This is a genomic window from Phenylobacterium sp. SCN 70-31 (assembly GCF_001724605.1).
GTDB lineage: Bacteria > Pseudomonadota > Alphaproteobacteria > Caulobacterales > Caulobacteraceae > Phenylobacterium.
Genome location: NZ_MEEX01000032.1, coordinates 1 through 24161, shown reverse-complemented (window position 1 = coordinate 24161; position 24161 = coordinate 1). Strand labels below are relative to the sequence as shown.

At 67.8% G+C, this 24161-nt stretch carries 29 protein-coding genes; 22 read left to right on the top strand and 7 right to left on the bottom strand.

The window, feature by feature from the left end:
• Nucleotides 1-96: 96 nt before the first annotated feature.
• Nucleotides 97-897, bottom strand: a complete 801-nt coding sequence (locus ABS78_RS19710; protein WP_293383451.1) for an SDR family NAD(P)-dependent oxidoreductase — start codon at nucleotides 895-897, stop codon at nucleotides 97-99.
• A gap of 67 nt (nucleotides 898-964) precedes the next feature.
• Between ABS78_RS19710 and queF the strand changes: the two genes are divergently transcribed.
• Nucleotides 965-1420: a preQ(1) synthase gene (gene queF, locus ABS78_RS19705; RefSeq protein WP_293383448.1), complete on the top strand. Its 456-nt coding sequence runs from the start codon at nucleotides 965-967 to the stop codon at nucleotides 1418-1420.
• Nucleotides 1421-1796: 376 nt separating this feature from the next.
• Here queF and ABS78_RS19700 read toward each other — a convergent pair whose 3' ends face one another.
• Nucleotides 1797-2408, bottom strand: a complete 612-nt coding sequence (locus ABS78_RS19700) for a nitroreductase (RefSeq protein ID WP_293383445.1) — start codon at nucleotides 2406-2408, stop codon at nucleotides 1797-1799.
• A 119-nt stretch (nucleotides 2409-2527) separates the two neighbouring features.
• Here ABS78_RS19700 and ABS78_RS19695 point away from each other — a divergent pair, with 119 nt between their 5' ends.
• The 3 genes from ABS78_RS19695 to ABS78_RS19685 all read left to right on the top strand — a co-directional run bounded on the left by ABS78_RS19695 (nucleotide 2528) and on the right by ABS78_RS19685 (nucleotide 4272).
• The gene (locus ABS78_RS19695) at nucleotides 2528-3139 is read left to right on the top strand and encodes an NUDIX hydrolase (RefSeq protein ID WP_293383442.1); all 612 of its coding nucleotides are present in this window, start codon (nucleotides 2528-2530) and stop codon (nucleotides 3137-3139) included.
• A gap of 33 nt (nucleotides 3140-3172) precedes the next feature.
• Nucleotides 3173-4003, top strand: coding sequence for a serine O-acetyltransferase (gene cysE / locus ABS78_RS19690; protein ID WP_293383439.1), 831 nt, complete (start codon nucleotides 3173-3175; stop codon nucleotides 4001-4003).
• A 62-nt stretch (nucleotides 4004-4065) separates the two neighbouring features.
• On the top strand, nucleotides 4066-4272 hold the full coding sequence (locus ABS78_RS19685; RefSeq protein WP_293383437.1) for a DUF3126 family protein: 207 nt from the start codon (nucleotides 4066-4068) through the stop codon (nucleotides 4270-4272).
• Between the two features lie 6 nt (nucleotides 4273-4278).
• On the opposite strand, the gene ABS78_RS19680 is transcribed toward ABS78_RS19685, so the two are convergent.
• Nucleotides 4279-4842 carry an SOS response-associated peptidase family protein gene (locus tag ABS78_RS19680; RefSeq protein ID WP_293383434.1) on the bottom strand — a complete coding sequence of 188 codons (564 nt, stop codon included), beginning with the start codon at nucleotides 4840-4842 and terminating at the stop codon, nucleotides 4279-4281.
• Between the two features lie 158 nt (nucleotides 4843-5000).
• On the opposite strand from ABS78_RS19680, the gene ABS78_RS19675 reads away from it, so the two are divergent.
• Nucleotides 5001-5582, top strand: a complete 582-nt coding sequence (locus ABS78_RS19675) for a hypothetical protein (protein ID WP_293383431.1) — start codon at nucleotides 5001-5003, stop codon at nucleotides 5580-5582.
• A gap of 174 nt (nucleotides 5583-5756) precedes the next feature.
• Here the strand turns inward: ABS78_RS19675 and ABS78_RS19670 are convergent, their stop codons facing one another.
• Nucleotides 5757-6182: a PaaI family thioesterase gene (locus tag ABS78_RS19670; RefSeq protein ID WP_293383428.1), complete on the bottom strand. Its 426-nt coding sequence runs from the start codon at nucleotides 6180-6182 to the stop codon at nucleotides 5757-5759.
• 205 nt (nucleotides 6183-6387) lie between these two features.
• On the opposite strand from ABS78_RS19670, the gene ABS78_RS19665 reads away from it, so the two are divergent.
• Nucleotides 6388-7581, top strand: a complete 1194-nt coding sequence (locus tag ABS78_RS19665; RefSeq protein WP_293383426.1) for an acyl-CoA dehydrogenase family protein — start codon at nucleotides 6388-6390, stop codon at nucleotides 7579-7581.
• 10 nt (nucleotides 7582-7591) lie between these two features.
• Here the strand turns inward: ABS78_RS19665 and ABS78_RS19660 are convergent, their stop codons facing one another.
• Nucleotides 7592-8245, bottom strand: coding sequence for a protocatechuate 3,4-dioxygenase (locus ABS78_RS19660; protein WP_293383423.1), 654 nt, complete (start codon nucleotides 8243-8245; stop codon nucleotides 7592-7594).
• A 380-nt stretch (nucleotides 8246-8625) separates the two neighbouring features.
• Between ABS78_RS19660 and ABS78_RS19655 the strand changes: the two genes are divergently transcribed.
• The 4 genes from ABS78_RS19655 (at nucleotide 8626) to ABS78_RS19640 (ending at nucleotide 11153) form a co-directional block, all read left to right on the top strand.
• Complete coding sequence (locus tag ABS78_RS19655) at nucleotides 8626-9159, top strand: hypothetical protein (protein ID WP_293383420.1); 534 nt, start codon at nucleotides 8626-8628, stop codon at nucleotides 9157-9159.
• A gap of 23 nt (nucleotides 9160-9182) precedes the next feature.
• Nucleotides 9183-10544 carry a hypothetical protein gene (locus ABS78_RS19650; protein ID WP_293383417.1) on the top strand — a complete coding sequence of 454 codons (1362 nt, stop codon included), beginning with the start codon at nucleotides 9183-9185 and terminating at the stop codon, nucleotides 10542-10544.
• A gap of 161 nt (nucleotides 10545-10705) precedes the next feature.
• Nucleotides 10706-10828: a hypothetical protein gene (locus ABS78_RS19645; protein ID WP_293383414.1), complete on the top strand. Its 123-nt coding sequence runs from the start codon at nucleotides 10706-10708 to the stop codon at nucleotides 10826-10828.
• 67 nt (nucleotides 10829-10895) lie between these two features.
• Nucleotides 10896-11153, top strand: coding sequence for a GlsB/YeaQ/YmgE family stress response membrane protein (locus tag ABS78_RS19640; protein ID WP_293383410.1), 258 nt, complete (start codon nucleotides 10896-10898; stop codon nucleotides 11151-11153).
• 23 nt (nucleotides 11154-11176) lie between these two features.
• Here the strand turns inward: ABS78_RS19640 and ABS78_RS19635 are convergent, their stop codons facing one another.
• Nucleotides 11177-13360 carry a hybrid sensor histidine kinase/response regulator gene (locus ABS78_RS19635; RefSeq protein ID WP_293383407.1) on the bottom strand — a complete coding sequence of 728 codons (2184 nt, stop codon included), beginning with the start codon at nucleotides 13358-13360 and terminating at the stop codon, nucleotides 11177-11179.
• A gap of 348 nt (nucleotides 13361-13708) precedes the next feature.
• Between ABS78_RS19635 and ABS78_RS19630 the strand changes: the two genes are divergently transcribed.
• The 5 genes from ABS78_RS19630 (at nucleotide 13709) to ABS78_RS19610 (ending at nucleotide 18336) form a co-directional block, all read left to right on the top strand.
• On the top strand, nucleotides 13709-15613 hold the full coding sequence (locus ABS78_RS19630; protein ID WP_293383404.1) for a portal protein: 1905 nt from the start codon (nucleotides 13709-13711) through the stop codon (nucleotides 15611-15613).
• A 121-nt stretch (nucleotides 15614-15734) separates the two neighbouring features.
• On the top strand, nucleotides 15735-16469 hold the full coding sequence (locus tag ABS78_RS19625) for a hypothetical protein (protein ID WP_293383401.1): 735 nt from the start codon (nucleotides 15735-15737) through the stop codon (nucleotides 16467-16469).
• Nucleotides 16466-16777 carry a hypothetical protein gene (locus tag ABS78_RS19620; protein ID WP_293383398.1) on the top strand — a complete coding sequence of 104 codons (312 nt, stop codon included), beginning with the start codon at nucleotides 16466-16468 and terminating at the stop codon, nucleotides 16775-16777. Before ABS78_RS19625 ends, ABS78_RS19620 begins: the two co-directional genes overlap by 4 nt.
• A 130-nt stretch (nucleotides 16778-16907) precedes the next feature.
• Nucleotides 16908-17705 carry a hypothetical protein gene (locus ABS78_RS19615; RefSeq protein ID WP_293383395.1) on the top strand — a complete coding sequence of 266 codons (798 nt, stop codon included), beginning with the start codon at nucleotides 16908-16910 and terminating at the stop codon, nucleotides 17703-17705.
• A 1-nt stretch (nucleotide 17706) separates the two neighbouring features.
• On the top strand, nucleotides 17707-18336 hold the full coding sequence (locus ABS78_RS19610) for a hypothetical protein (protein ID WP_293383392.1): 630 nt from the start codon (nucleotides 17707-17709) through the stop codon (nucleotides 18334-18336).
• Here ABS78_RS19610 and ABS78_RS19605 read toward each other — a convergent pair.
• A complete protein-coding gene (locus tag ABS78_RS19605; protein ID WP_293383389.1) occupies nucleotides 18333-18683 on the bottom strand; it encodes a hypothetical protein in 351 nt (116 codons plus the stop codon). The genes ABS78_RS19610 and ABS78_RS19605 overlap by 4 nt on opposite strands.
• 490 nt (nucleotides 18684-19173) lie before the next feature.
• On the opposite strand from ABS78_RS19605, the gene ABS78_RS19600 reads away from it, so the two are divergent.
• The 7 genes from ABS78_RS19600 (at nucleotide 19174) to ABS78_RS19570 (ending at nucleotide 23669) form a co-directional block, all read left to right on the top strand.
• Nucleotides 19174-20385, top strand: coding sequence for a P22 phage major capsid protein family protein (locus tag ABS78_RS19600; RefSeq protein WP_293383386.1), 1212 nt, complete (start codon nucleotides 19174-19176; stop codon nucleotides 20383-20385).
• 125 nt (nucleotides 20386-20510) lie between these two features.
• Entirely contained in the window at nucleotides 20511-20822 is a 312-nt protein-coding gene (locus tag ABS78_RS19595) for a hypothetical protein (RefSeq protein ID WP_293383383.1), read from the top strand.
• A 5-nt stretch (nucleotides 20823-20827) separates the two neighbouring features.
• Nucleotides 20828-21640: a hypothetical protein gene (locus tag ABS78_RS19590; protein ID WP_293383380.1), complete on the top strand. Its 813-nt coding sequence runs from the start codon at nucleotides 20828-20830 to the stop codon at nucleotides 21638-21640.
• Between the two features lie 47 nt (nucleotides 21641-21687).
• A complete protein-coding gene (locus ABS78_RS19585; protein WP_293383377.1) occupies nucleotides 21688-22314 on the top strand; it encodes a hypothetical protein in 627 nt (208 codons plus the stop codon).
• A complete protein-coding gene (locus tag ABS78_RS19580; RefSeq protein ID WP_293383374.1) occupies nucleotides 22311-22568 on the top strand; it encodes a hypothetical protein in 258 nt (85 codons plus the stop codon). Before ABS78_RS19585 ends, ABS78_RS19580 begins: the two co-directional genes overlap by 4 nt.
• Entirely contained in the window at nucleotides 22568-23152 is a 585-nt protein-coding gene (locus tag ABS78_RS19575) for a hypothetical protein (RefSeq protein WP_293383371.1), read from the top strand. The genes ABS78_RS19580 and ABS78_RS19575 overlap by 1 nt, the downstream gene beginning before the upstream one ends.
• A 106-nt stretch (nucleotides 23153-23258) precedes the next feature.
• Nucleotides 23259-23669: a hypothetical protein gene (locus ABS78_RS19570; RefSeq protein ID WP_293383368.1), complete on the top strand. Its 411-nt coding sequence runs from the start codon at nucleotides 23259-23261 to the stop codon at nucleotides 23667-23669.
• Nucleotides 23670-24161 lie beyond the last annotated feature (492 nt).

The following is a 24161-nucleotide window of genomic DNA, read 5'->3' as shown; positions in this document are numbered from 1 at the left end:
AGTGTTGCGCGCGGATGCGGCAAGTCCTGACCAATCGAAAGGCGCCCTGTGCGTCGGGCGCCTTCCGATTGTGCAGCTTGGTGGGGCCGGCGGGCCTCAGCGCTGCGTGAGCGCCGCGAATCCCAGGTGCGACCCGGCGTCGACCAGCAGGGTCTCGCCCGTGACGTGGCGCGAAGCGGGCGCCGCAAGGAATACGGCCGCGGCGGCGATGTCTTCGGGTGTCGAGGCCGCCTTCAATGGCGTTGCGGCCGCCGCGTTGGCGCGGACCTTCTCCGCGGCCTGCTCGCCCAGGCCCTTCCCGAACCAGGGGGTATCGATGAACCCGGGGCAGATCGCGTTGACCCGGATCCGGGGGGCGAGCGCGCGGGCCAGGGAAAGGGTCATGGTGTTGAGCGCGCCCTTGGACGCCGCATAAGGCACGGACGAGCCGATGCCGACCACGCCGGCGATCGATGCGGTGTTGACCACCGCGCCCGGGCGCGGGGCGGCCTCCAGCAGCGACCGGCAGGCGCGGACCATCTGGTAGGCCCCCACGACGTTCACGGCGTAGAGGTCGAGGAAGTCCTGGCCGGAGACGGCCTCCATGTCGGCGTGGTTGGCGAACTTTGTCGTGCCGGCGTTGTTGAACAGGGCGTCGATACGACCGAAGGGCTCGGCCGCGGCGGCGATCCGCCGGCAGTCGGCGTCGTCGGCGACATCGCCCTGAACCAGGACGGCCTCGGCGCCGTGGGCGCGGATCTGCGCGGCCGTCTCCTCGGCGTCGGCCAGGTTGCGCGCATAGTTCACGATGACGGCCTTCGCCCCGCGAGAGGCCGTTTCGACGGCTATGGCGCGGCCGAGGCCGGTCGACGCTCCCGTGACCAGCACCACGTAGTCCTGAAAATCACCCTGGGCCATACGGGACGTCTCCTAACTTGTTCCACTGTCGTTGTTCGGGTCCCTACTAGCGTCTAAACGCCACCGCATGGAAGAGACCCACCTGACCCAGCTCGGGCGCGACGTGCGGGGCTTCGACAGTCCCGAGACCGCCATCCTGGAGCGCGTGCCCAATCCGCATCCGGACACGACCTATCTGGTCCGGTTCACGGCGCCGGAGTTCACCTCTCTGTGCCCGGTCACGGGCCAGCCGGATTTCGCACACCTCGTGATCGACTACGCGCCCCACGCCTGGCTCGTGGAATCGAAGTCGCTCAAGCTCTACCTGGGCGCGTTCCGGAACCACGGCGCCTTCCATGAGGACTGCACTGTGGCCATCGGCCGTCGTCTGGTCGCCGAGCTGGAGCCGGCCTGGTTGCGGATCGGAGGGTATTGGTATCCGCGCGGCGGCATCCCCATCGATGTGTTCTGGCAGACCGGCCTTCCGCCGCAAGGTCTATGGCTTCCAGATCAGGGCGTCTCCCCGTATCGCGGGCGGGGATGAAGTTGTTTTCGATGGAAAAATTTCTTAACCGAATATTTCGGTAGGCCAGAAATACTACTCTGGAAAGAGATTTGTTCGAGATTATGTAGGTTGTGTCCGAATATTATCGGACTGATTATCTGAACCTGAAACATCGACATGCGCCTCGAGCGTGCCGAGGTGGCCGGAATTGGGGCCCAGAACGAAGTTCGGGCTTTTCAAGAGCTTTCGAGAAGCTTATAGCAAAACCTGCCCAACTCTCCTCGGGCGTGTCACCTCAGGCCGGGCGACGCGAAGCGTCGCTCGGCCGTCGTGTTTCTGACGCCGTGTTTCTGACGCGACGATTCCCCAGCCGTTTTGTCTCTCAAGCCGGCGAGCGTCGAGGACTACAGAGCGTTCAGGGCGTCCAGCGCGTAACCAGTGTGGCGGCAAGGGGGCGTTCGCGTTCCAGCGGCGCTTCCCTGGCGGCGCCGATCATGACGAAGCCTGCGATCCGTTCCCCCTCGGCGAGGCCCAACACGGACACGGCCTCGGCGTCGTAGCTGTACCAGTCGGTGATCCAGTTGGCGCCGAAGCCCATGGCGAGCGCCGCCTGCAGCAGGTGGGCGCAGACTGCGCCGGCGGAGAGGACCTGCTCCCACTCCGGGATCGCGCCAGGTTTGGGCGACGAGATCACCGCCACCGCGAGCGGGGGCGCCTTCAGCTTGCCGAGCTTGGCCGCCAGGACGGCGTCTCCGCGCGCCTGGGCTATGGCCTCGAGGCGCGCTGCGAAGGCGTCCTTGGCGTCCCCCTCCAGGACGACAAAACGCCAGGGGGCGAGCTTGCCGTGGTCGGGGACGCGCGCGGCGATGCGCAACAGGTCGGACAGTTGCGCCGCGGTGGGCCCGGGCTCCGCCAGGGTAAGGGCCGGCGCCGAACGGCGCAGGGCCAGGAAGTCCAGGACGTCGGGACGGGGCGCGATCGCGAGGCTCGCGCCGAACTCGGGGGCGGGGGGAACGGGGGAGGTCACCCTCGGGATTTAGGGGGCGCAGACCGCGAAGCCAACCGCAACTTGCCGTCAACCTTCGCCTAACGATGCAAGGGCAAGGTCCAGCTCCCTTGCAGGAAGGTCGAAGGGGGAGTTCAAGGATGCGCAAGCCCGCTTGGCTCCGGTCACATGGCGCGCCCTGGGTGCGGGGCGCGGCGACACCCGTCTTCGAGAATCCCTGGATCGCGGTGACGACGTATGCGGCGACGGCTCCGACCGGCGCGGCGGCAACCTATGGCCTCGTGGGTTTCAAGAATCTGGCGGTCGCGATCCTGCCCGTGTTCGAGGACGGAACGACGGTCCTGGTGGGACAGCATCGCTTTCCCGCCGGCGACTACAGCTGGGAGATTCCGGAGGGCGGCGGACCGCTGGACCGCGATCCGCTCGAAAGCGCGCGGCGGGAACTCGCGGAGGAGACCGGGCTCCAGGCGACCGAGTGGCGCGAGATCCTGCGGGTGCAACTTTCGAATTCGGTGACCGACGAACGCGCCGTGGGGTATCTGGCGACCGGGCTGCTGGCGGCGGCGGATGGGGCGCGGCCGGACGACACCGAGGCGCTGGAGCAGGTCCGCGTCCCGTTCCGCGAAGCACTGGCGGCGGCGGTCGACGGCCATCTGCAGGACGCGCTGACAGTGGCGATGCTGTTGAAGGCTTTCTATATGGCGCAACAAGGGCTTCTGGCGCCGGCGGTGTCGCGCGCCATGCTAGCCTGACGGCGAGGGGCCCCTGTGGGCCGGGAGGACGCCATGAGTCAGCGCCTGGAGGTCGTGAACCCCAAGGCGCCGCCGCCGGTCTGGGCGGCGTTGCGCAACGAGGCCTACGCGGCGGCCAAGAGCGAGGCGGCGCTGGCCAGCCTTCTGGCCGCCGTCATCCTGAACCATGACAGTCTGGGGGACGCCCTCAGCTATCAGTTGGCGCGCAAGCTGGGCGACCAGGAACTGCGCGCGATGAGCCTGCGCGATACGATCGAAGAAGCCTATGAAGCCGCCCCGTCGATCGTGGAGACCGCCGAACTGGACCTGAAGGCGGTGTTCGAGCGCGACCCCGCGTGCCGGGGCTATGTCCAGCCGTTCCTGTTCTTCAAGGGCTTCCTGGCATTGCAGACGCAGCGGGTGGCCCATTGGCTGTGGAGCGAGGGGCGCGAGACCCTGGCTTTCTATCTCCAGAGCCGGACCAGCGAGCTGTTCCAGGTGGACATCCACCCCGCGACGCAGATCGGCCGCGGCGTCTTCGTCGACCACGGCACCGGCATCGTCATCGGCGAGACCGCGGTGATCGGCGACGACGTCTCGATGCTCCAGGGCGTGACTCTCGGGGGTACGGGGGCCGAGCGGGGGGATCGTCACCCCAAGGTGGGCAACGGGGTGCTGCTGGGCGCGGGCGCCAAGGTGCTGGGCAACATCCGCATCGGGGACTACGCCAAGATCGCATCCGGCTCGGTGGTGCTGAAGGACGTGCCGGCCGGCTGCACGGCGGCGGGCGTGCCCGCCCGCCTCGTCAACTGCCCGACCTGCGACGAGCCGGCCAAGAGCATGGACCACACGCTGGCCGAGGCCGTGTACGATTACGTCATCTGAGGTTTCGCCGCCGCCGGGCTTTCTGTAGGTTCGCGCCGGAATCGGCACCCAGGAGCGCACGCGTGGACGAAAAGACCATCCGCAGGATCGAGGGCCACCTGCGCGGCACCTTCGCCAACGCCCGGATCACCCTTGTGCCCCGGCCCAAGCAGAAGGATTCCGCCGAGGTCTATGTCGGCGAGGAGTTCATCGGCGTGGTGTTCGAGGACGAGGACGAGGATGGCTCGTTCATGTTCGAGATGGCGATCCTGGCCGAGGATCTTCCGTAGGTCGGACTATCGGACGCGGGTGACCTTCAGCGTTCCCGCCGGAACGGGCCCCAGCGGCGGCTGCGGTCGGCGGGAGTCGAGCCAGTCTCCCCACAGAGCGCGCGGCAGCAGTGCGACCTGGCGGTCGTGATAGGCCCCGACGTCGGGGCCGGGCGCACAGGTCAACAATGTGAAGCGGCTTTCGCGGACCAGACCTGCGACACAGAGGAAGCCGCCATCCGCGGCCTCGAACAGCCACTTGGACTTGGGTCCTTTCGGGCGGTCGCTGTCTTTCGTGAACTCGTAGAAGCCGGTCAAGGGGACCAGGCATCGCCCTGACGGGAAGCGCCGACCCTCCAAGCGGAAGTTGATGACCGGTCCGCGCGGGCCCGGAAAGCCCCAGGGCATGTCGGCGAGACGCGCGCCGCCGCCGTCACGGCCGGCCAGCACGAAGGCCTTGTCGGTCGGTCGGATCGAGGCGCGGGGCTCGAGGTTCGGCGCGCCGCCTTCCCAGTCGACATCGATGCGGAGGCGGTTGAAGGCGTCGAGAATCTCGTCCAGCGCGGCCTGAAAGCGGAACTCGTTGCACATTGTCAGGCTCCGGCGCCGGGGTACGTCCGAACCTGACGTACCGCATAGGTAGTGTGGGACCTCTCCAATCCCGCAAGCAATCCGACGGGGGCTCCCCGATGGATAGGTGCAGATCGGGATTGGAACAAAACAAGAACTTAAGATCGTGGGGGGTGCGTGTGAAGAAGCCAGCAGATCCGACGCTGAAAGCGCAACGGGCGGCGCGGGATCGGTTGATCCGGCGTGAACGGCAGGAGCGGGCCCGCGCCGAGGCGGCGGAAGTCGCCGCCGGCGTGGCGGAGACCGTGTCGCTCAGCCGGGCGCGAGGGGCGGCGGTGACGGGGCCGGCGGATCGGGCGCGCGCGGGGCCGCACCGGCGGCAGACCGGGCTGGAGACGCTGGCGGCGCGGGGGCGGATCACCTCCGAGGCGATGGTGGCCGGGGTGCGCTATGGCGACGCCTATCGGCGGGTGAAGCATGAGGCGCGCCTGCCTTCCAGCCTCGCGCCCCGGCTCGGGGGCGCCTTCACGGAGCCGGACGGGCGAAGCGTGATGGCCCAGGCCGAGCGGACCGCGGCGGCGCGCCTCCGGCTGGCGGGTTGGCGGGAGATCCTGTCGCGGCATCCGGACCTCGTGACGGCCTGCGATCTCATCTGCGGCGAAGAGATGACGCCACGCGAAGCGGCGGGCGCGGATCGCGAGGCCGTGCGGCTGGAGACCTTGGTCCGGGTAGCCCTGGACCTGTTGGCGGCCGAACCGTGAAAAGATTTTGCACGCCACCGCGGGAACAAGCGCGGCCGTCCTGCATTTCAGGATCAGGACGCCACTGGTCATCCCCCCCGACACGGGTGGCGTCCAAAGGCCCTCGGCGTTCCGCGCCGAGGGCTTTTCCCTATGCGGGATCACGGCGGCGCTGACGAGGGCCCGCCCCAAGCCTCATTTCTTTTCCAGCGCCCGCCGGGTGCTGGCTTCGACCGCGGAGCGGGGGATGAGGCGGATCGTGGAGGTCGCCTTGGCGAGGACATTGCCGTCGAGGTCGATGAGGCGGCCTTCGGCGAAACACGTGGAGCGCCCCGCCCGCTCGATCCAGCCTTCGGCCAGGACGCGGCCCGGACGGGCGGGGGCGAAATAGCTCACCTTCAGTTCCAGGGACATGGGTGTGACGTCCGGCGACTGGGAGATGGAGGCGTGCGCCATCGCGGCGTCGATCCAGCCGCAGACGAAGCCGCCCTGAGCCACGCCGCCCGAGTGGCACATATGAGGGCCGACCTCGTACTCGATGACAGCGCGCCCGGACTCGAGGCTGACGACCCGGACCTGGCCCAGCGCGGAGGCGAGGCTCGGGACGGTGGAGGCGGACATCTGCGGGCTTCCTCGATATCGTTCTTGTCCTCACCGACCTGCCGGAGCGACGGTGCGAGGGTCAAGGGGCATGCGGCGATCCCGCGGTCCTGTCTTCCGCACGGGGCCCGAGTGGAGTCGCATCACGCTAGAGAAGTGCGGTCATCTGCGCTAAAATCGGAATCATGCTTCACGTTCTTTTTCTTCTCAGTGGGATGGACGACCGATGAACCTCGACCTGAGCCCGGACGACGAACGTTTCCGTCAGGAGGTCCGGAGCTATTTCGAGACCGGATATCCGCAGGACATCCTGGCCAAGGTCCGCAACGGCCAGCGTTTGACCAAGGCGGATCTGCGGGCCTCCGAACAGGCGCTGAGCGCCAAGGGCTGGCTGGCTCCGGGATGGCCCGAGGCCTACGGCGGCCCGGGTTGGACGGTCACGCAGCGGTTCATCTTCGACGAGGAGCTGGAGCGGGTGGGCGCGCCCAACGTCTCGCCGATGGGGCTGTTGTATGTAGCGCCCGTGATCATGGCGTTCGGCACGCAGGCGCAGAAGGATCGGTGGCTGCCCGATATCCTGGCCTCCAGGGTGTTCTGGGCTCAGGGCTATTCCGAGCCTGGCGCCGGATCCGACCTCGCCAGCCTGCGGACGGCGGCGGTGCTGGACGGAGACCACTATGTCGTGAACGGCGAGAAGACGTGGACCAGCCTGGGCCATCATGCCGAGTGGATCTTCTGCCTGGTGCGGACGCAGACGACGGAGCGCAAACAGGAAGGGATCACCTTCCTCTGCATCGATATGGCGACGCCGGGTGTCCAGGTGACGCCGATCATCTCGATCGACGGCGGACATTCCCTGAACAGGGTGAGCCTTCAGGATGTGCGCGTGCCGGTGGAGAACCGGATCGGCGAGGAGGGGCGCGGGTGGACCTATGCGCGTCACCTGCTGAGCCACGAGCGCACCTCCTACGCCCACGTGGCGGCCAAGCGCCGGCAGATGGAAAGCCTGAAGGCGGCGTCGGCCGCCGCCCCATGGGGCGACCTTCTGGAATCGCAAGGGGGTCTTCGGCGACGGTTCGCCGAGGTGGAGATCGGGCTGACGGCGCTGGAGATGACGACCTATCGGGCGCTAGCGCCGCTGAGCAGCGGGCAGGCTCCCGGCGACGAAGCGTCGATCCTCAAGATTCACGCGACCGAGACGGCGCAGGCGATCACGGAGCTGTTCGTCAATCTGGCCGGCGACTATGGCGAACCTTACTTCGAGAATCGGTTCCGCGAAGACTGGCGAGCGGGGCTGGAGGATATCCCGGCGTTCGCCGCGCCCGGGGTGGCGGAATACTTCCAGACCCGCGCCCAGACGATCTATGGGGGGACAAACGAGATCCAGCGCAACATCATCGCACGGCAACTCGGGCTTTGAGCCGGGGCGATCAGGCGTCCATCAGGACGACATCCCATTGATACCGGGACGGCGCCTCGAGCCGAGCAACGGAACGAGGCCCGTCCGCACCCAGATTCCCGTAGAGCGGATCGACGGTGTTCTGGGCCGCGTCGTCCGAGAAATACATCTGCGCCGTCAGCCGATGGGCGTGGCCGCGGACGTCGAAGTGGATATGTGGCGTTCGGCGACCGATCGGGCTGTCGTAGGCGGCGGGTTTGACGGTGGTGATGCGCCACCCGCCGTCGGAGCCGGTCACCAGCCTGGCGAACCCCTGGAAGTTGGGATCGAGCGGAGACTTGGCGACGTCGTTCGGGTGGTCGTAGCGGCCGGCGGCGTTCGCCTGCCAAAGCTCGATCACCGCGTTCCGAATCGGCCGGCCCCTGGAATCCAGTATGCGGCCCGATACCTGGATCACCGACCCAGCCGCCTTCTGGCTACGTCCCTTGAGCCAGACCAGATCTGCGTCGTGATCGGCGGGGTGAGTGAGTGGGTAAAACGGCCCCACCGGCGATTCCGGCGTGAGTGGCGGATCAGTTTGGGCCAGAGTTTGGACCAGAGCCGGACTTGCCGAGAGACCCGTACCGGTCGCCAGCAATCCTGCGCCGAACAGGCGGCGCGACAAGAAGCGATCGTTCGGACGCATCGATAGTTTCCTCCCCCCCGAGAGATTTGACGGTACCACGTTCGGCGACCTGTGTGAGGCGATCCGGGCTCTGCGCCCCGGTCGTTTCGATGAAGCGGCCGGCGGTCGAATGTTCCCATTATGTTCTTGACGAGCGCCCGCAGCCGCTGTAAGGTGCGGACAACCTCGACAAATGCGTCCCGACACCCGCTGAAGGCCTGACCTTCCGGACGTTCGACGGTCATCCTTTCTTTTCGGCGTTGCGCCATCGACCTTGCGCGATCCGAGGCGGCGCAAGGGCCGTCCTCTGCGCATGTTCCGTCCGGGATCTTCGCGCAGCGGGCAAAGTCACCCCTGAAATCTCACGCAAAACGCCGCTGAACCCGGCGAAGGAGGCTCGCATGAGCAAAGCACCTGCCCGGCCTGTCCGCTTCTCGCGTACTCTGGCCGAGACCATTTGCCAGCGGCTGGCGCAGGGCGAACGATGGTCGGACATGTCGCGGGAAGACGACATGCCGGCCTATGTGACCTTCTACGCCTGGCTGGAGACGAAACCCGGCTTTGCGGCCCAGGTGGCCGCCGCGCGGCGCATGGCGGCGGATTACTGCGCGGATCAGGCGCTTAGGGTGGCGGAAAGCTCGACCAAGGACACCGCAACCGCGGATCGTCTGCGGGTGGACACGCTTCTGAAGAGGGCCGCCCAGGCCGCGGCCGCGGACCGGGGAGAGCGCGCCGGCGGGGACGCCCAGCCCGACGCGCGGCGGGTCGAGATCGTCTTCTATGCGCGCCATTTCGAGCGTTACACCGACGCCGATGGCCGTCAGGCGGTGCGCGAGGTGGCTCCACTGTCCAGGCCGGATATCCGCGAGGACGATACGGAAGCGGCGGCCCGGCAGGCGGCCGGCAAAGCGCCGCGCAAAGGCCGGGTGAACTAGTGCCGCGGAAGAAGAAGGCCGCGGTGGAAGAGGTTCCAGCCTCCAATCTCCTCGAACTGGGCCTGCCGCGAGCCTGGATGCCACGCCCTCACCAGGAGCCTCTGTGGCAGGCCCTGCTGGGCGGCGCCCGGCGGGCGGACGTGGTGGCGCACCGGCGCTGGGGCAAGGACGAGGTGGCGCTGCATTGGGCCGCCTGGCGATGCCACGCGCGTGTGGGAAGCTACTGGCATCTCTTTCCCGACGCGGCCCAGGGACGCCGGGCGCTGTGGGACGCGGTGAATCCGCACACGGGGCGCCGTCGCATCCACGAGGCGTTTCCCGACATCATGGGGCCGGAGTTCGTGGACGGGGAGATGAAGGTCCGTCTGCGCAACGGGTCGATCTGGCAGATCGCCGGGGGCGACCACTACAACGGCCTCGTGGGCGCCTCGGTGGCTGGCGTGACGTTCTCGGAGTGGGCGCTGATGGACCCGGCGGCCTGGACCTACATCCGCCCCATGCTTCTGGAGAACGACGGGTGGGCGCTGTTCCTCTGGACTCCGCGGGGACGGAACCATGCGACGCGGTCGTTCGAGGTGCGGGCCAGACGGCCCGACTGGTTCTGCCAGAAATCGCCCGCCACCGAGACCGAGGTATTCACACCCGAGCAACTCGAGAACGAGCGGTCCGAACTTGTCGCAGAGCTGGGTTCGAAGGAGGCGGGCGAGGCTCGGTTCGCGTCTGAGTACCTCGTCGATTTCGAGGCCGCGGAGCCGGGAACCTACTACGCCAGCCTGCTGGGCGAGGCCGAGCGCGGCGGCCGGATCGCGCGCGTGCCCATGGATCCGTCGCTGCCGGTGGACACGGCCTGGGACCTTGGCATCGACGACTACACGGCGATCTGGTTCTTCCAGCAGGCCGGGCGCGAGATCCGGGTTTTGGACTATTTCGAAACCAGCGGCGAGGGCCTGCCGTCCATCGTGCGTCAGGCGATCGCCGGGCGTGACATGCTGTGGGGAACCCATCACCTGCCGCACGATGTGATGGTGCGGGAGTTGGCGACCGGCCGGTCGCGCTACGAGACCCTGCGTTCGCTCGGCCTTGCGCGGATCGAAGTGGGGGCCGCCGCCGATCCCGAGGAGCGCGTGAACGCCGCGCGGCTGATGATTCCGATCTGCTGGTTCGATGCGGAGCGATGCAGCCTGGGTCTCGAACGGCTCCGGCGCTACCGAAAGCGGTTCAACCGGGCCACGCGCAGCTATGCCGGCCCCTTGCACGACGAAGCCAGCCATGCGGCCGACGCCTTCGGAGCCTATGCGCTCAACCGGCAGGCGGCGCCCGTTGGGTCCAGGCCGCGGCGGGATACGAGTCGCCCGCTCGCGGGCCCGCTGTCGTGGATGGCCTGAGGTCGGGCGGCTCGGGTGATCTGGTTTCCTTGGGCGGGACGCCTGGCCCGGCCGATCCGGCAGACGTTAACGACTTGGGTTGAGGGGGCGTTAAGGCTGGGATGGATACGGTGAGTTATCAGGCGCTTACCGCCCTTCGCGGCAGCGCCGGGATGTTACCGATGCCGTCGTTCGTACATGAGATCCTGCATGTCATCGCATCGCGGCCCCTGACCAGCCTGCTGGCCCTGATCGCGGCGGTTCTCTACGTCCGGCTGATGACGTCGGACCCTCGGCCCCATTGATCCGGCTCGGCCTGAAACCTTGACCGCACAACGGCGTTCCAGCCTCAGAGGCAACGGAGGGTTCGCCATGAACGGCGTGGGACTTATCGGCGCGATCCTGATCGGCATCCTGGCCGGTTGGATCGCGGAGAAGATCATGAAGCGCAATCACGGCCTGCTGACCAATCTGGTCGTCGGCGTGGTCGGCGCGTTCCTCGGCAGCTTCGTCGCGACAACCCTGGGCATAGGTGTGGGTGCGGGCGTGATCCCCAGCCTGATCACCGCCACTTTGGGCGCGATCCTCCTGCTGTTCATCGTGGGCCTGATCCGCGGTCGTCGTGCCTAGAGCCCGCGTGGCCTGACCCTCAGTCAGGCGGTTGCGGCCAACCCGGGTTCCGGCTCCGCGATCAGGCGGGCGATCTCGGTGACCAGGGCGGTGACGGACAGAGGCTTGGCCACCATCCCGTCCATGCCCGCGGCCAGATATTCGGCGCGCTGGTGGAGCATGGCGTTGGCCGTCAGCGCTACGATCGGGGTGCGGCCTGCGGACCCCTTCAGGCCCCGGATGGCTCGCGTCGCTTCCAGTCCGCACATATGCGGCATCTGGATGTCCATGAGGATCAGGTCGATCCCGCCGCGACCGGCCGCCTCGACCCCGGCGACGCCGTCCTCGGCCTCGCTGACGGTGGCGCCCAGGCGGGTGAGCAGGGTGCGGGCGACGAGACGGTTGGTGGCGTTGTCCTCCACCACGAGGACGTGGACTCCCTCCAGAAGTTCCGCCTGGGGCTCGGGAGCGGCGACAGGTTGCGCCGCTGGAGCTTCAAAGGCGATCCAGAACGTCGAACCCAGGCCCTCCTCCGACACGAATCCGATGTCGCCACCCATCATGCGCATCAGCGCCTGGGTGATCGACAGGCCTAGTCCGGCTCCCCCGAAGCGGCGCGCGGTGTCGCTCTCGCCTTGATGGAAACGTTCAAAGAGGCGGCTCTGCGCCTCGGGCGCGATGCCGATGCCGGTGTCTTCGACCTCCAGGCGGACCTGGCGGCGGTGGGGCGCGCTTTCACGGACAGTCAAGCGGGCGGTCACGTGGCCGGTGGCCGTGAACTTCACGGCGTTGCCGAGCAGGTTGAACATGGCCTGACGAAGGCGGACGGGATCCGTCTCGATCCATAGGTCGAAGCCGTCGATGTCGTACGACAGCGCCAACCCCTTCGCGCGGGCCTGAGCCTCGAGAAGGCCAATGACGGACTCCAGCGCGTCGCCGGCGTCCAGAGGTTCCGGCGCGAGGTCGAGTTGCCCGGCTTCGATCTTGGAGAAGTCGAGCACGTCGTTGAGAAGCTGCGACAGCATGCGGCCACAGTCTTCGGCGCGGCGCAGCAACTCACGCCCTTCGGGAGAGATGGGTTCGCCTTCCAGGGCCTGGAGCGCGCCGAGGACGCCGTTCATGGGCGTGCGGATCTCGTGGCTGACGTTGGCCAGAAACTCGGCCTTGGCCCGGGCGCCGGCCTCGGCCTCGGTCTTGGCCTCCCTCAGGGCGGCCTCGGCGTCCATCTGGGCGGTGACGTCCCGGCTGACGTCGATGGTGGCGACGGGCTCGCCGTTCTCCAGGATCACGCGACCGCGCGACTGAAGCCAGATCCAGCGCCCATCCTTGTGACGCACCCGTACGGCCAGCGTCTCGGAGGCGTCGGGATTCTCAAGCAGTCGCTGCAGCGCCTCGGCGAAGATCGAGAGATCCGTGTCGGGATGCAGGTAATCCCAACGCGAGGTTCCGATCAGTTCGCCGGGCGAATAGCCCAGGACGTCTGCGGCGGCGGGGGAGACGTACTGATACCGGCCGTCCAGACCGGTGCGGGCGATGACATCGGTGATGTTGGCTTCGAGGATCTCGTACTTCTCCAGGCTCTCGTCGATCCGTCGCTGGGCTTCCTGGGCCGATGGCGTCTCCAGGGCGCGCCCCGCGGCGAAGAGGCCGCCCAGGGCGATCACGAACCAGACCGGCCCGATCTCCAGCAGCGAGCGCTCGGTCGCGATCAGCAGCACGATCAGGGCGGCGACGGCCGGCGCGACGCCTGTCAGGTAGAAGACGATCGGAACGTTGTGGAACAGCATGACGCCGACAGCGGCAATGGTGAGGACCGTCGCCGCCGCGGTGGCCATCGCTACGGGTTCGCCGGTCGACCAGAAGAGCGCGGCCAACAGGAGCCACCAGAGATTGTTGAGAGCGTAGGGGATCGCAAACGCCGCGCGGCGGTGGGCGATGCGTCGACGAGACGTTCCGCGATGCAAGGCCGCCGGCGCCGAGGCGCGCCAGAGCCAGACTTCGATGGCGAGGGACACCAGCGCCCACCCGAGACCGACGTACCACGGAAGGCTGAGCGAGGCGGCGATTGCAGCGCCCGCCACCAGGATCAGCTTGATCGGGAAGACATGATGGATGGGCTGGCGCGCTTCGTCGAGGCGGGCCGCGAGGGTGGGACCGCGTCGACGACCATCCGGGCGGCGCGCGGCTGGCGCGCGGTCGGGACGTTCCGGAACGATGCGTTGCGACAACGGACGCCTCGGGTTCTGCGACGCCCCATGGGCGCGGCGCCAGTTAAGCGTCTCGCAGTGAACAACCGGTAACGGCGGTATGTGACAGATCGTCCTGGGCGCCCGAGTGACTTGCCAGCCAGAAATGTTCTTGTTTTGTTCTTGACGTGCGCCCGCGAAAGATGTAGGGTTCGATCAACGTCGAGATTTGCGCCCGGGGCGGCCCGCGAGGCTTGCGCAGAGTGCGCCGCCGCAGGCGGCTGACGTTTCATAGAAGGGCGTTTTCGCAAGAGTTCGACGACCGCGGCTCCCGGGCCGCGAACCCGCCGGGGCGGTCCCGAGCGGGCCTTAACGTATGAGGCCAAGCCTTTGTCCGACGACACCATTCTCGAGGAAGCGCGCGAGGCGTTCCGACTGGCGGCCGACGCCGAGGCGGAGAACCGGCGTGAGGCGCTGGACGACCTGCGTTTCGCGCGCCTGGGCGAGCAGTGGACGCCCGAGGTCCTCCAGCAGCGCGCCCGGGAGGGGCGTCCCATCCTGACCATCAACAGGCTGCCGGCCTTCATACGCCAGGTGGTGAACGACGCCCGGCTCAACAAACCGGCGATAGCCGTCCACCCCGTGGACGACGCCGCCGATCCCGAAACGGCCGAGGTGTTCAACGGCCTGATCCGGCACATCGAGCAGAGTTCGGACGCGACGGTGGCGTACGATACGGCCCTGGACTTCGCCGTGACGAGCGGCGTGGGCTATTTCCGGATCAACACCCGCTATGCGGCCGACGACGGCTTCGACCAGGAGCTGGCCGTCGAGCGGGTGGCGAACCCGTTCTCGGTGTACGGCGACCCGGAGTCGACGGCCGCCGACAGCGCGGACTGGGACACCGCCTTCGTGGTCGAGAGCCTGCCGCGCACGGCCTTCGCGGCGCGCTGGGCCGGCGCCCAAGCGACGGACTGGGGAGACGGCGAGGCTTGGGCCCTGGGTCGGAACGGCCGTCCGGAGGCGGGCGAGCGCGTGCGGGTGGCCGAATACTGGCGCCGCGAGCGGGTAAGCCGCACGATCCTGGCGCTGTCGGATGGCCGGGCCATCGAGGAGGCGGCCTACGCGGCGCAGAAGGCGATGTTCGACGCCCTGGGCGTCACGGTGGTGGGACGGCCGCGGCAGGCGGCGAGCCACAAGGTGACACAGCGGATCGTTTCAGGCGCGGAGGTGCTGGAGACGGTGGACTGGGCGGGGCGATTCATCCCGATCGTTCCGGTCTATGGCGAAGAGCTGATGGTGGACGGCCGGCGACGGCTGCGAAGCCTGGTGCGCGACGCCAAGGACCCGCAGCGGATGTTCAACTACTGGCGCACGGCGTCCACCGAGCTGGTGGCGCTGGCGCCGAAGGCGCCCTTCATCGGCCGCAAGGGTGCGTTCGACAGCGACGCCGAGAAATGGGCCTCGGCCAACACGCGCAGCCACGCCTTCCTGGAGTACGACGGGCCCGAGCCGCCGATCAGACTGCCCTTCTCCGGTACGCCGGTGGGGGCGCTGCAGGAGGCGCTGAACGCCTCGGACGACATGAAGTCCATCATGGGCCTGTACGACGCCAGTCTGGGCGCGCGGTCGAACGAGACCAGCGGCCGGGCGATCATGGCGCGGCAGCGGGAAGGGGATGTCTCGACCTTCCACTACATCGACAACCTGAACCGCGCGATCCGGCACGCGGGCCGAATCCTCATCGACCTGATCCCCAAGGTGTACGCGACGGCTCGAGTGGTGCGGGTGCTGGGACCGGACGGCGCCGCGCGGGGCGTCCCCCTTACGGGTGGCGGAAAGGGGGATGGCGGGGCGGCGCTGAAGGCCGTGGGCCGCATCTACGACCTGGGGGTCGGCCGGTATGACCTGACTGTACGCGCCGGGCCCAGCTTCACCAGCCGTCGGGAGGAGGCGGCGAACCAGATGATCGAGCTGATCCGGGCTTATCCGGCGGCGGCCCCGCTGATCGGGGACCTGCTGGCGCGCAACCTGGACTGGCCGGGCGCCGACGAGATCGCTCAGCGGCTGGCGGCCATGCTGCCGCCACAGGCCCGCGAGGGACAGGCGGAGACCGGCGGCGCGTCACCCGAAGTCGAGGCGGCGAAGGCGCAGTTGGCCGGGCTGGCTCAGGCGCTGGCCGCGGCGCGGGCCGAGGTCGTGGCCCTGAAGCAGGATCGGGCGCACGAGGCGCGGAAGCTGGAGATCGAGGCCTTCGAGGCCGAGACCAACCGGCTGAAGGCGCTGCAGCGGTAGCCTGCGGGACGACTTGCTCGGGTTGGATGTTCCTCATATGTTCGGAGGTGTGAAGATGTGGCCAAGGTCTTCGGATCGCACAGGCGCGAGGGCGCGCGACGGGCTGCCGCCGACGATAGGCATGCATGCGGCCGCATCCGGACAGGACGTCTATGCCCAGCGACTGGGAGCGCCCAGCCGGTTCGACGTCAGCAACGGCGTGCCGACGAAGGGCGGCGGGCGGCTGTCGCCGGAAGACTGCGAGTTCCTCTTCATCGGCGGCGCCGGCGTGGGTGGAGACTATCTGAAAGGCTTCCGCCGCGCGTTCGAGGCGGCAGGCATCCAGAACGTCCGTGTGCCTGGAGAGTCCGATCCGGTGTCGAAAGGACGGCTGGCCGTCGATGCACTTTCGATTCCGATGATGAACGACCTCAACTTCGCCAAGTCGCTGGTCGGCATGCCGCAGGCGCAGGCGGCCGCGAGGCGGTCGCGGTCTCTGGGGGATGAACAGTTCAATCTGGGCGGCTATTCCTATGGGGCGGCCGCGGCGGCGGCGCAGGCCTATGCGGTGGCCCAGGAGGGGGGCAAGGTGGACAATCTGGTCCTGGTGGGCGCGCCCATCAACGCCGACCTCTATGGGGCGGTCCGGAAGCACCCCAACATCCGGAACGTGATCAACGTCGATCTCGACCAGCACGGCGATCCGATCCGCGCGGGCATGTCAGATTTCGAACTCGTCGCCGCCCTTCCGAAGGTCGCCGATCAGTTTTTACAGGACGGACACGACGGCCACTTCTACTACAGTGGCGTAGGCCCTGAGCATGACCGGCGTCGCAAGGGCCTGGCCGACAGGCTGGTGGAGCGCGGGGTTCGATGATCGTGCGGGGCATTGCTGCGGTTCTGTATGCCGTCAGCATCCTCTGGTTCTGCATATACTTCTACTGGATTCGGTCGGCCGTCTTCGAGATGGGCGGGACGGTTGGAGATTTCGTGTGTTTCGCCAACCCATTCTTCTTCATATTTTTTTGCTGGTACGCGGTCGTCTTCGGGCTGGCTTCTCTGGTGATGCGCCCGAACCTGGTGAGAGGACTGGTGTTCGTGGGGTTCATCCTGCTTGAGCCGATCCTCTACGGCGGTTGTGCTCTTGTGACAGGCGAGCCTCGCCCGCTCATGCCCTACATGTAGGACAAGACGCGCGACAGGTAGCTTGCTCCACCGTGCCTGGCGGGCAGGGGAGGACGGTCCGGCCGCGTCCTTTGCAACACAACCCACATCCGCTCCGGCGCCGCCGGAGCCCTTACGCCCAAGGAGTCCCATGGCCTACCAAGACCCCCTCACGGCGGGCGATGCGCCCGCGCGCCCGGATGACGACCTCGAACTCGTCGACGTGGCTCCCGACACGTTCGAACTGGAGTTGGACGGCGAGGTCCACACGCTGCCCGCAGGCTTCAGGGGCGCGTTCCTGCGCCAGGCCGACTACACGCGCAAGACGCAGGAGCTGGCCGACGGCCGCCGCGCTCTGGAGACGGAGCGAGAAGCCTTCCTCCGCGAGATGGCGCGGGGACGAAGCGAAAGCCGCGACCGGCGACAACTCGCGGCCTTGGACGATCAACTCGCCGCCTTCGAGGCGGTCGACTGGGAGACCTACGTCGCGGAGGACGCACAGGGCGCACAGGTCCTGTGGGCGCGGTTCGAAGCGCTGTCGGCGGCGCGCGACGACCTGGCGGAGGCGGTTGCGCGGACCGAAGAGCGGGAGACCCTCGAGGCCGCCCGCGAGGCGGCGGAGGCCATGGCCGAGACCGGTGCGCGGTTGCGCGAGGAGATCGACGGCTGGTCGCCCGAAGTGGCGGCCAAGCTCGTGGAGTACGGTGCGGCGTTCGGCGTCACGCTCGAAGAGCTGGCCCGGATGGCCGACCCGCGGCTCTGGAAGCTGCTCCACAAGGCGTGGCGGGCCGACGAGTCTGCGCGCGGCGAGGCCGGGGCCCAGGCCCGAAGCCTCCAGCCGGCCGTGATGCTGAGCGGCGGCGCAGGCGGCGGGGCCGGCGTCCGCGACGAGTTGGCCACCCGCGAGTGGATGCGCCGGCGCAACGCTCAGGCGGCGAAGGGCGGCTGAGATGGCCAGGTTCATTCATGGGGTGGCGCGACTGGAAGAGGAGGTCCCATTCCAGGGTGGCGTGAGCGGCGAGATCTCACAGCTTTCGGATCTCGATGCTCTGCGCCGCGCTGCTCGCCGCGCCGAGCTGAGCAAGGCCGATGCGATCCTCGGCCCCGTCGAGGGGTTCGCCGCCTATGTCGGCCAGAACGGCATACGCGCCGAGCAAGTGCGGCGCGCCTACCAGGGGCCAGTTCGTAGGTTGGCCGGCGACGCCAGCGATCAGCGAACCTCGCTCAAGGTGGACGCCCGCCGCGCGACGCCGGCTCCCCAGCGCGTCTGGCTGAACCATGTGCGACCGGACGTCGGCAAAGGCGAGGGTAGCGTGGGCGGAGCTGCGCGCACCAACCCGGTGGCCGACGCACAAGCGCGCCAACTCGGCAGGCTAGGGCGGGCTTCGCTCGTGAGCTCGCTCGCTCTGGGCGGCGTCGAAATCGCCGCGGCCAAGGACAAGGCGAGAGCCGCGTCCGGGGTCGCAGGAGGCCTCGGCGGCGGTGGGGCCGCAGGACGGAGCGCCGGCCTCGGCCTTCACGATCGGATACGCGGTCGTGCTCCGGCGCGCCCCGCTGCGAGTTCGGCGCCGGCGCGTTAGGGCTCGTGGGAGCGACGTGGCGCCTGATAGACGACGGTCCGGTTTTCGACGAACGCCGGCTTGACCACGCGATGCGGCCAGTTCGTGTCGAATCCCGGCAGAATCTGGAGCCAGTCCTGCAGCAACTTCCAATCCGGATGATCCTCGCTGAAGGTCACGATCGACATCGATGCGGGATCGCCGAACCTGATGTCGCAGCGGATGTCGTCGAGGGTGATCAGATCCACCTTGTAAATCTCGACCTTGAGGACTTCGCGCCGGTCGATCTGCCAGAGTTGGCGTCCTTTGACCCAAAGGCTGATGGTTTCTCCAGACGTCTGAAGTCGGGGCTCGGGTCGGCGAAACATCCGGCCGCTCCTGGTCGTCTCGCGACAGACGTGAGTCCGTTCGAGTTCCTAATTTGTTCCAATTGCTAAGCCAGGTTCTGCCCGCGCGCAAGTGGCTGGAAGTTGGCGGAGGACACGTCGAGCTACTGGCGGTCGATCGACCTGGCGCCGACCTGTCGAGACAGGATGTTCGGGCTCCCTGTTTGTTCAATGGCCGACCGACCACTGATGCGGTGGCGCGAGGACACATGGCGGCCGGCGAGGATGAGCCTGCCTTGAGCAAACCGGCCGGCCGACGTCGCCGCGCCGCATGACCTGAGTTTCGGGGCCGCCCCGGCGCCACGCCGGATAAAGCGCAACCCGGTTCGCGGGGACGCTCGCTTGCGTCCCTTTCCTTGACCTGACGCCGCGGCCCCCGGGCGCCGGCGGATCGAGCACGCGCCGGCCCCTGGAAGAGGGGGCGCCTCGATCCCCCTGCGGCGATCCACCCATCACAGAGGACATCGAGACGATGCCGAACACCCTATTGACCGCCACCGCGGTGACGCGGGAGGCGCTTCGCGTGCTGCACCAGAAGCTCAACTTCGTGGGCACGATCACGCGCGACTACGACGACCGCTTCGCCCAGGACGGCGCGAAGATCGGAGACACCCTGAAGATCCGCCTGCCCAACCAGTATACGGTGCGGACAGGTTCGGTGCTGGACGCCAAGGACACGGTGGAAAGCTCCGTGGATCTTAAGGTCCAGACCCAGAAGGGCGTGGACCTCAACTTCACCTCCGCCGACCTGACGCTGAGCCTGGACGACTTCTCGGAGCGCGTGCTGGAGCCGGCGATGAGCGTGCTGGCCGCCAACATCGAGGCGGACGCCATGAGCATGTACCAGGACGTCTACAACCAAGTGAGCAACCATGCCCTGCCGGCGACGTTCGCCGGCGTCTTGAGCGCGCGGAAGATGCTGGTCGACAACCTGGCGCCGCTCACCAGCCGGACCTGCAATCTCAACACCCAGGACAATGTGGATCTGGTGGATGCCCTGAAGGGCCTGTTCAACGACAAGTCCACCATCGCGCGCCAGAACCGCGAAGGCTTCATGGGACGGACCGCCGGGTTCGACTTCATGGAGAACACCCTGTGGCCCAGCCACACGGTGGGCTCGAAGGGCGGATCGCCGCTGGTCAACGGCGCCGGTCAGACCGGGTCGACCCTGGTGACGGATGGCTGGTCGAACAGCTCGAACGTACTGAAACGCGGTGACATCTTCACCATCGCCGATGTCTTCCGCGTGCACCCCGAAACCAAGCAGTCGACGGGTCAGCCTCAAACCTTCGTGGTCACCGATGTCGGCGGCGTGACCTCCAACGGTTCAGGCCAGGCCACGATCACCATCAGCCCGCCCATCGTCGGACCTGCCGGTTCGCCGGCGAACCAGACGGTGAGCGCCCTGCCGGGCGACAACAAGTCCATTACGGTGCTTGGCACGGGCGGATTGGCGCACGGGATCAGCCTCGCCTACCAGAAGGACGCCTTCGCCTTCGCAACGGCCGACCTGATGATGCCGCGTGGCGTGGACTGGGCGTCGCGCGAGGTCTTCGACGGCGTGTCGATGCGGATCGTGCGCCAGTACGACATCAACAACGACAAGTTCCCCTGCCGTCTGGACGTCCTGTACGGCTTCAAGACGCTGCGTCCCCAACTGGCCTGCCGACTGGCCAATCGCTGACGTCGAGACTCCGTCGACACGGAGCGGCGGCGGGCTGCGCGCCCGCCGTCGTTTCCCACTCCCTTGCCCCTTCGATCCCCTGGAGGCGGCCGCGCCGCGGCCGGCGTCCCGCCATGAGGCCCGCCATGAAACCGTTCACTCCTGCCGACGACGCGACGGCGTCGATCGCCGCCACCACCTTGACCGCGAACGCGGCGATCAAGCAGCAACCCACCGGCGCGCACCAGATCCGGCTCTATAACGCCGGCGCCTCCACCGTCTTCTGGGCTCTCGGCCCATCGGGCGTGACCGCCGCGCTCACGGACATTCCGCTGCCCGCCGGGGCCATCGAGGTGATCACGCTGGCCAACGGCGTGGCCAACCCCGCGACGCATGTCGCGGCCATCACGGCTTCGGGGTCGGCGACGCTCTATGTGTCGACCGGCCTGGGTCTCTGATCCCCATGACGCTGCATCTGGGCCAACGCGGGCCGGGGCATCAGTCCCGGGTCGCATCGGGCGTCGCCGATCCCGGCGGCCCCGAGAACGCAGAGGCGGCGGCGCTGTTCGCGCGTTTCGAAGCCGATCCGGGGCCCGCGCGACGGACATTGATCGACGCCTGCATCGGAGCCCTGAAAACAGGCGGTGTATGGGCCAAGCTGGACGCCTTCTACATGCTGGCGGCGCACGACGCCCAGGCTGCGCGGCTCAACTGGGTCCAGGACGCCTTCAACCTCCAGCCGGGAGGCGCGGGGACGCTGACGTTCACCCCGGACGTGGGCTGCGAGAATGGCGGCACGGCGGCCTATCTGGACACCGGCTTCAACGACCTGACCGGGTCGGCGCTCTGGACACAGGACGCCATGGGGGCCGGTGGCTATGTCAATGCGTGGGCCGGCGCCGCCAACTACTTCCTGGGTGTCTTTGGCGCGGGCAATCTGCGGATCGGCGCGTCCGCAACCAACATAAACACCCGTATCCATTCCGCGGGCTCGTTCAATCCCGCGTCTCCGGACGCGCTTCCCGGCCATGTGATGGTCGTGCGCAGCGGAGCCGCCAGCAGCCGGGTCCTTCGAAACGGAACGCAGGTGGGCGCTGTCTCGACCGCCGCGAGCACGGCGGGCGCGGATGCGAACGTGGTCGGGCTGAGATCCGGAACGGCGCACAGCGCCGACCGCCTGGCGTGCCTGCATCTGGGCGGTGAGCTCTCGAACACCGAAGTCGCCGACCTGTACGCGGCGATCCTGACCTACCTCACGGCGCTGGGCGCCCAATGACCCGCTGAGCGGGCGCTCGCCCGCCAGCCTGAACACCAGGACAAATCATGGCGATCACCACCTACGCCGAGCTGAAGGCGGCGGCGGCGAACTGGCTTGTGCGCGGCGATCTGACCGCACGCATCCCCGAATTCGTGACGCTGGCCGAAGCGCGGCTCAATCGTGTGCTAAGGCACCGGCTGGCCGAGGTCGAGGCGCCGCTGCCGGCGACCGCGGGCGCGCGCCGGCTGTCGTTGCCGCAGGGGTTCACGGAACCGCTGCGCCTCTGGCTGGAACGACCTGACGGGCGGCTGGAACTGCCGTTCGTCGAGGCCAGCCTGCTGCCGTTGACGGCGGCGCGCGGCGAACCTGCCGCCTGGTCGATCGACGGTGACGCCGTGGCGTTCGACCGACCCTGTGACGAAGCCTACGGGTTCGTCCTGAGGATGCTGCGCGGGTTTTCGCTGTCGGACGCCGCACCGACCAACGCCCTGCTGTCCGAAGCGCCCGACGTCTATCTGTTCGCCACCGTGGCCGAGGCGGGACCGTTTCTGCGCGACGCGGAACTGACGGGCGCTTACGAAGTCCGGTTGGAGCGGGCGGTCGCCGAACTGGACGCCAAGCACGCCCGCAGCCGGAAGCTCTCCGCCCTGCGCGTCGATCCCGGCCTGATGGTTCTGGACGCCGGACGATGACGATTCCGACCGTTTTACCGGTGGGACCCGATGCGCCCGAAGCGCTGCGCCCGCTCCTGCGTTCGCTGGCCGACGCGATAGCGTCGCTCGCGTCTCCCGGCGGCCCGACGCGGCTCTTCGCCGTCCAGGCGGGCGCTTTGCCGCCTGCCTCCACCCACCCATACGCCCTGGTGCTGGTGACCGACCTCCAGACCCTGGCCCATTCCGACGGAACCGACTGGATCCGACAAGATACGGGAGCCCCGATCCTCTGATGCCTTCCTCCTGGTCCTCATCGCTTCGCTTCGAGTTGCAGTTCACGGGCGAGAACATCAACCTGTGGGGCGAGAAGCTGAACGCCGCGCTCGTTCACGCCGACTACGCCATCGCCGGCTGGCTCACCAAGGCGCTGTCCGGCCACACGACGCTCACGACCGCCAACGCCGGCGCCGATGAGGCTCGCGCGGCGATGATCCGGTTCACAGGCGGCGAGGGGCCATTCACCGTAACCATTCCGCCGGTGAGCAAGGCCTATCTGATCTGGAACGCCTGCGCCGGTCCAGTCACCCTTGCGACGGGGGCCCCCGGAACGGTGACGCTCGACTCCGGGGACATCGCCTGGGTCGCCACCGACGGCGGGGCGGTGAAGACGCCAGGATACGGCGGTCTGTCGATCAAGGACTATGTGGCTGCCGCGGGGTTCTCGCAGGTGGAACTGCCCGCGCAACTCGCAAACGACGGCAAGTATCTCAAAACCGACGGCGCGAATGCGACCTGGCAGGCGCCGGTCGCCGCCGACCTCGCGGACTACGCCTCCGCGATCCAAGGTCTTCAGGTCGCCCTGGCGGTCGCGCTGTAGCGCAGCGACCCGGCGCGTTTCGCCCATATCGACAAGCGTTTGCCCGAACGCGATTTCATTTCTGAAGCCGGCGTTCCCCTGCGGAGACGCCCCAGGAGCCTGAGCCATGGCCGTGACCCCCAACTCCATCGTGACCCCCCAGACGCCGAAGTCGGCCAGCGTGGGACTCACCACTGCGAACACCACCTTCACCACCGCGCCGACCAACACCGCGCTGCTGGTGACGGCCGGGCCGAACGGCGCCCGTGTGACGCGTCTGTGGGCCGTCCCGCTCGAGCAGATCAACGCGGCCAACAACATCCAACTCTACCGCAGCCAAGACGGCGGCACGACCAAGTTCCTGGCGGATTCGAAGCTGATGGGGACCATCAACCCCGGCGCCGCCGTCGCGAACGCGCCGACGGACTTCGGCTACTCGGACGACAACCCGCTGATCCTGACGGCGAACGAGCGGATCTATATGGCCGAGGGACAGACCGAAGCCGTGAACGTCATCGCCGAATGGGCGGACTACTGATGAGCGCTCCGCGACAGAAGCTTCGGGGTCTCGTGGGGCAGGGGATGGACGGGCGGAGGCCGACAAAAGTCGCGTACAGCCGAACCTTCCCTCCAAGGGTGACATCCTACTTGTGGGCAGTGCCGCAGAATGGAATCTATGAGATAGCAGCCTGGGGCTGTGGGTCGGTCACCAGCGCGGGCACTACTGGCACAGGTGCCTTCGCATTTAGGCGCTTAGCGCTAAATGTGGGCCAATGGCTGACCATTACAGTTGGGCTCAACGGGCAGCTCATCAATCCAGCCGGTGGTTCAACCGGCGTCGCGCCGAATACCACCATCTCCTTTCCTGACGGGACAAACATGGTCGCAGGTGCTTGTTCGGCTGGTGGGGTTCCAGGCATCGCTACTGGCGGTGACGTGACCCCCTGAAACTCAGCCAGGAATAGCTAGAGTCCGCCCGACCAAAGGACGGACGAATGAAGCGATCAAGGTTCACGGAAGAGCAGATCAT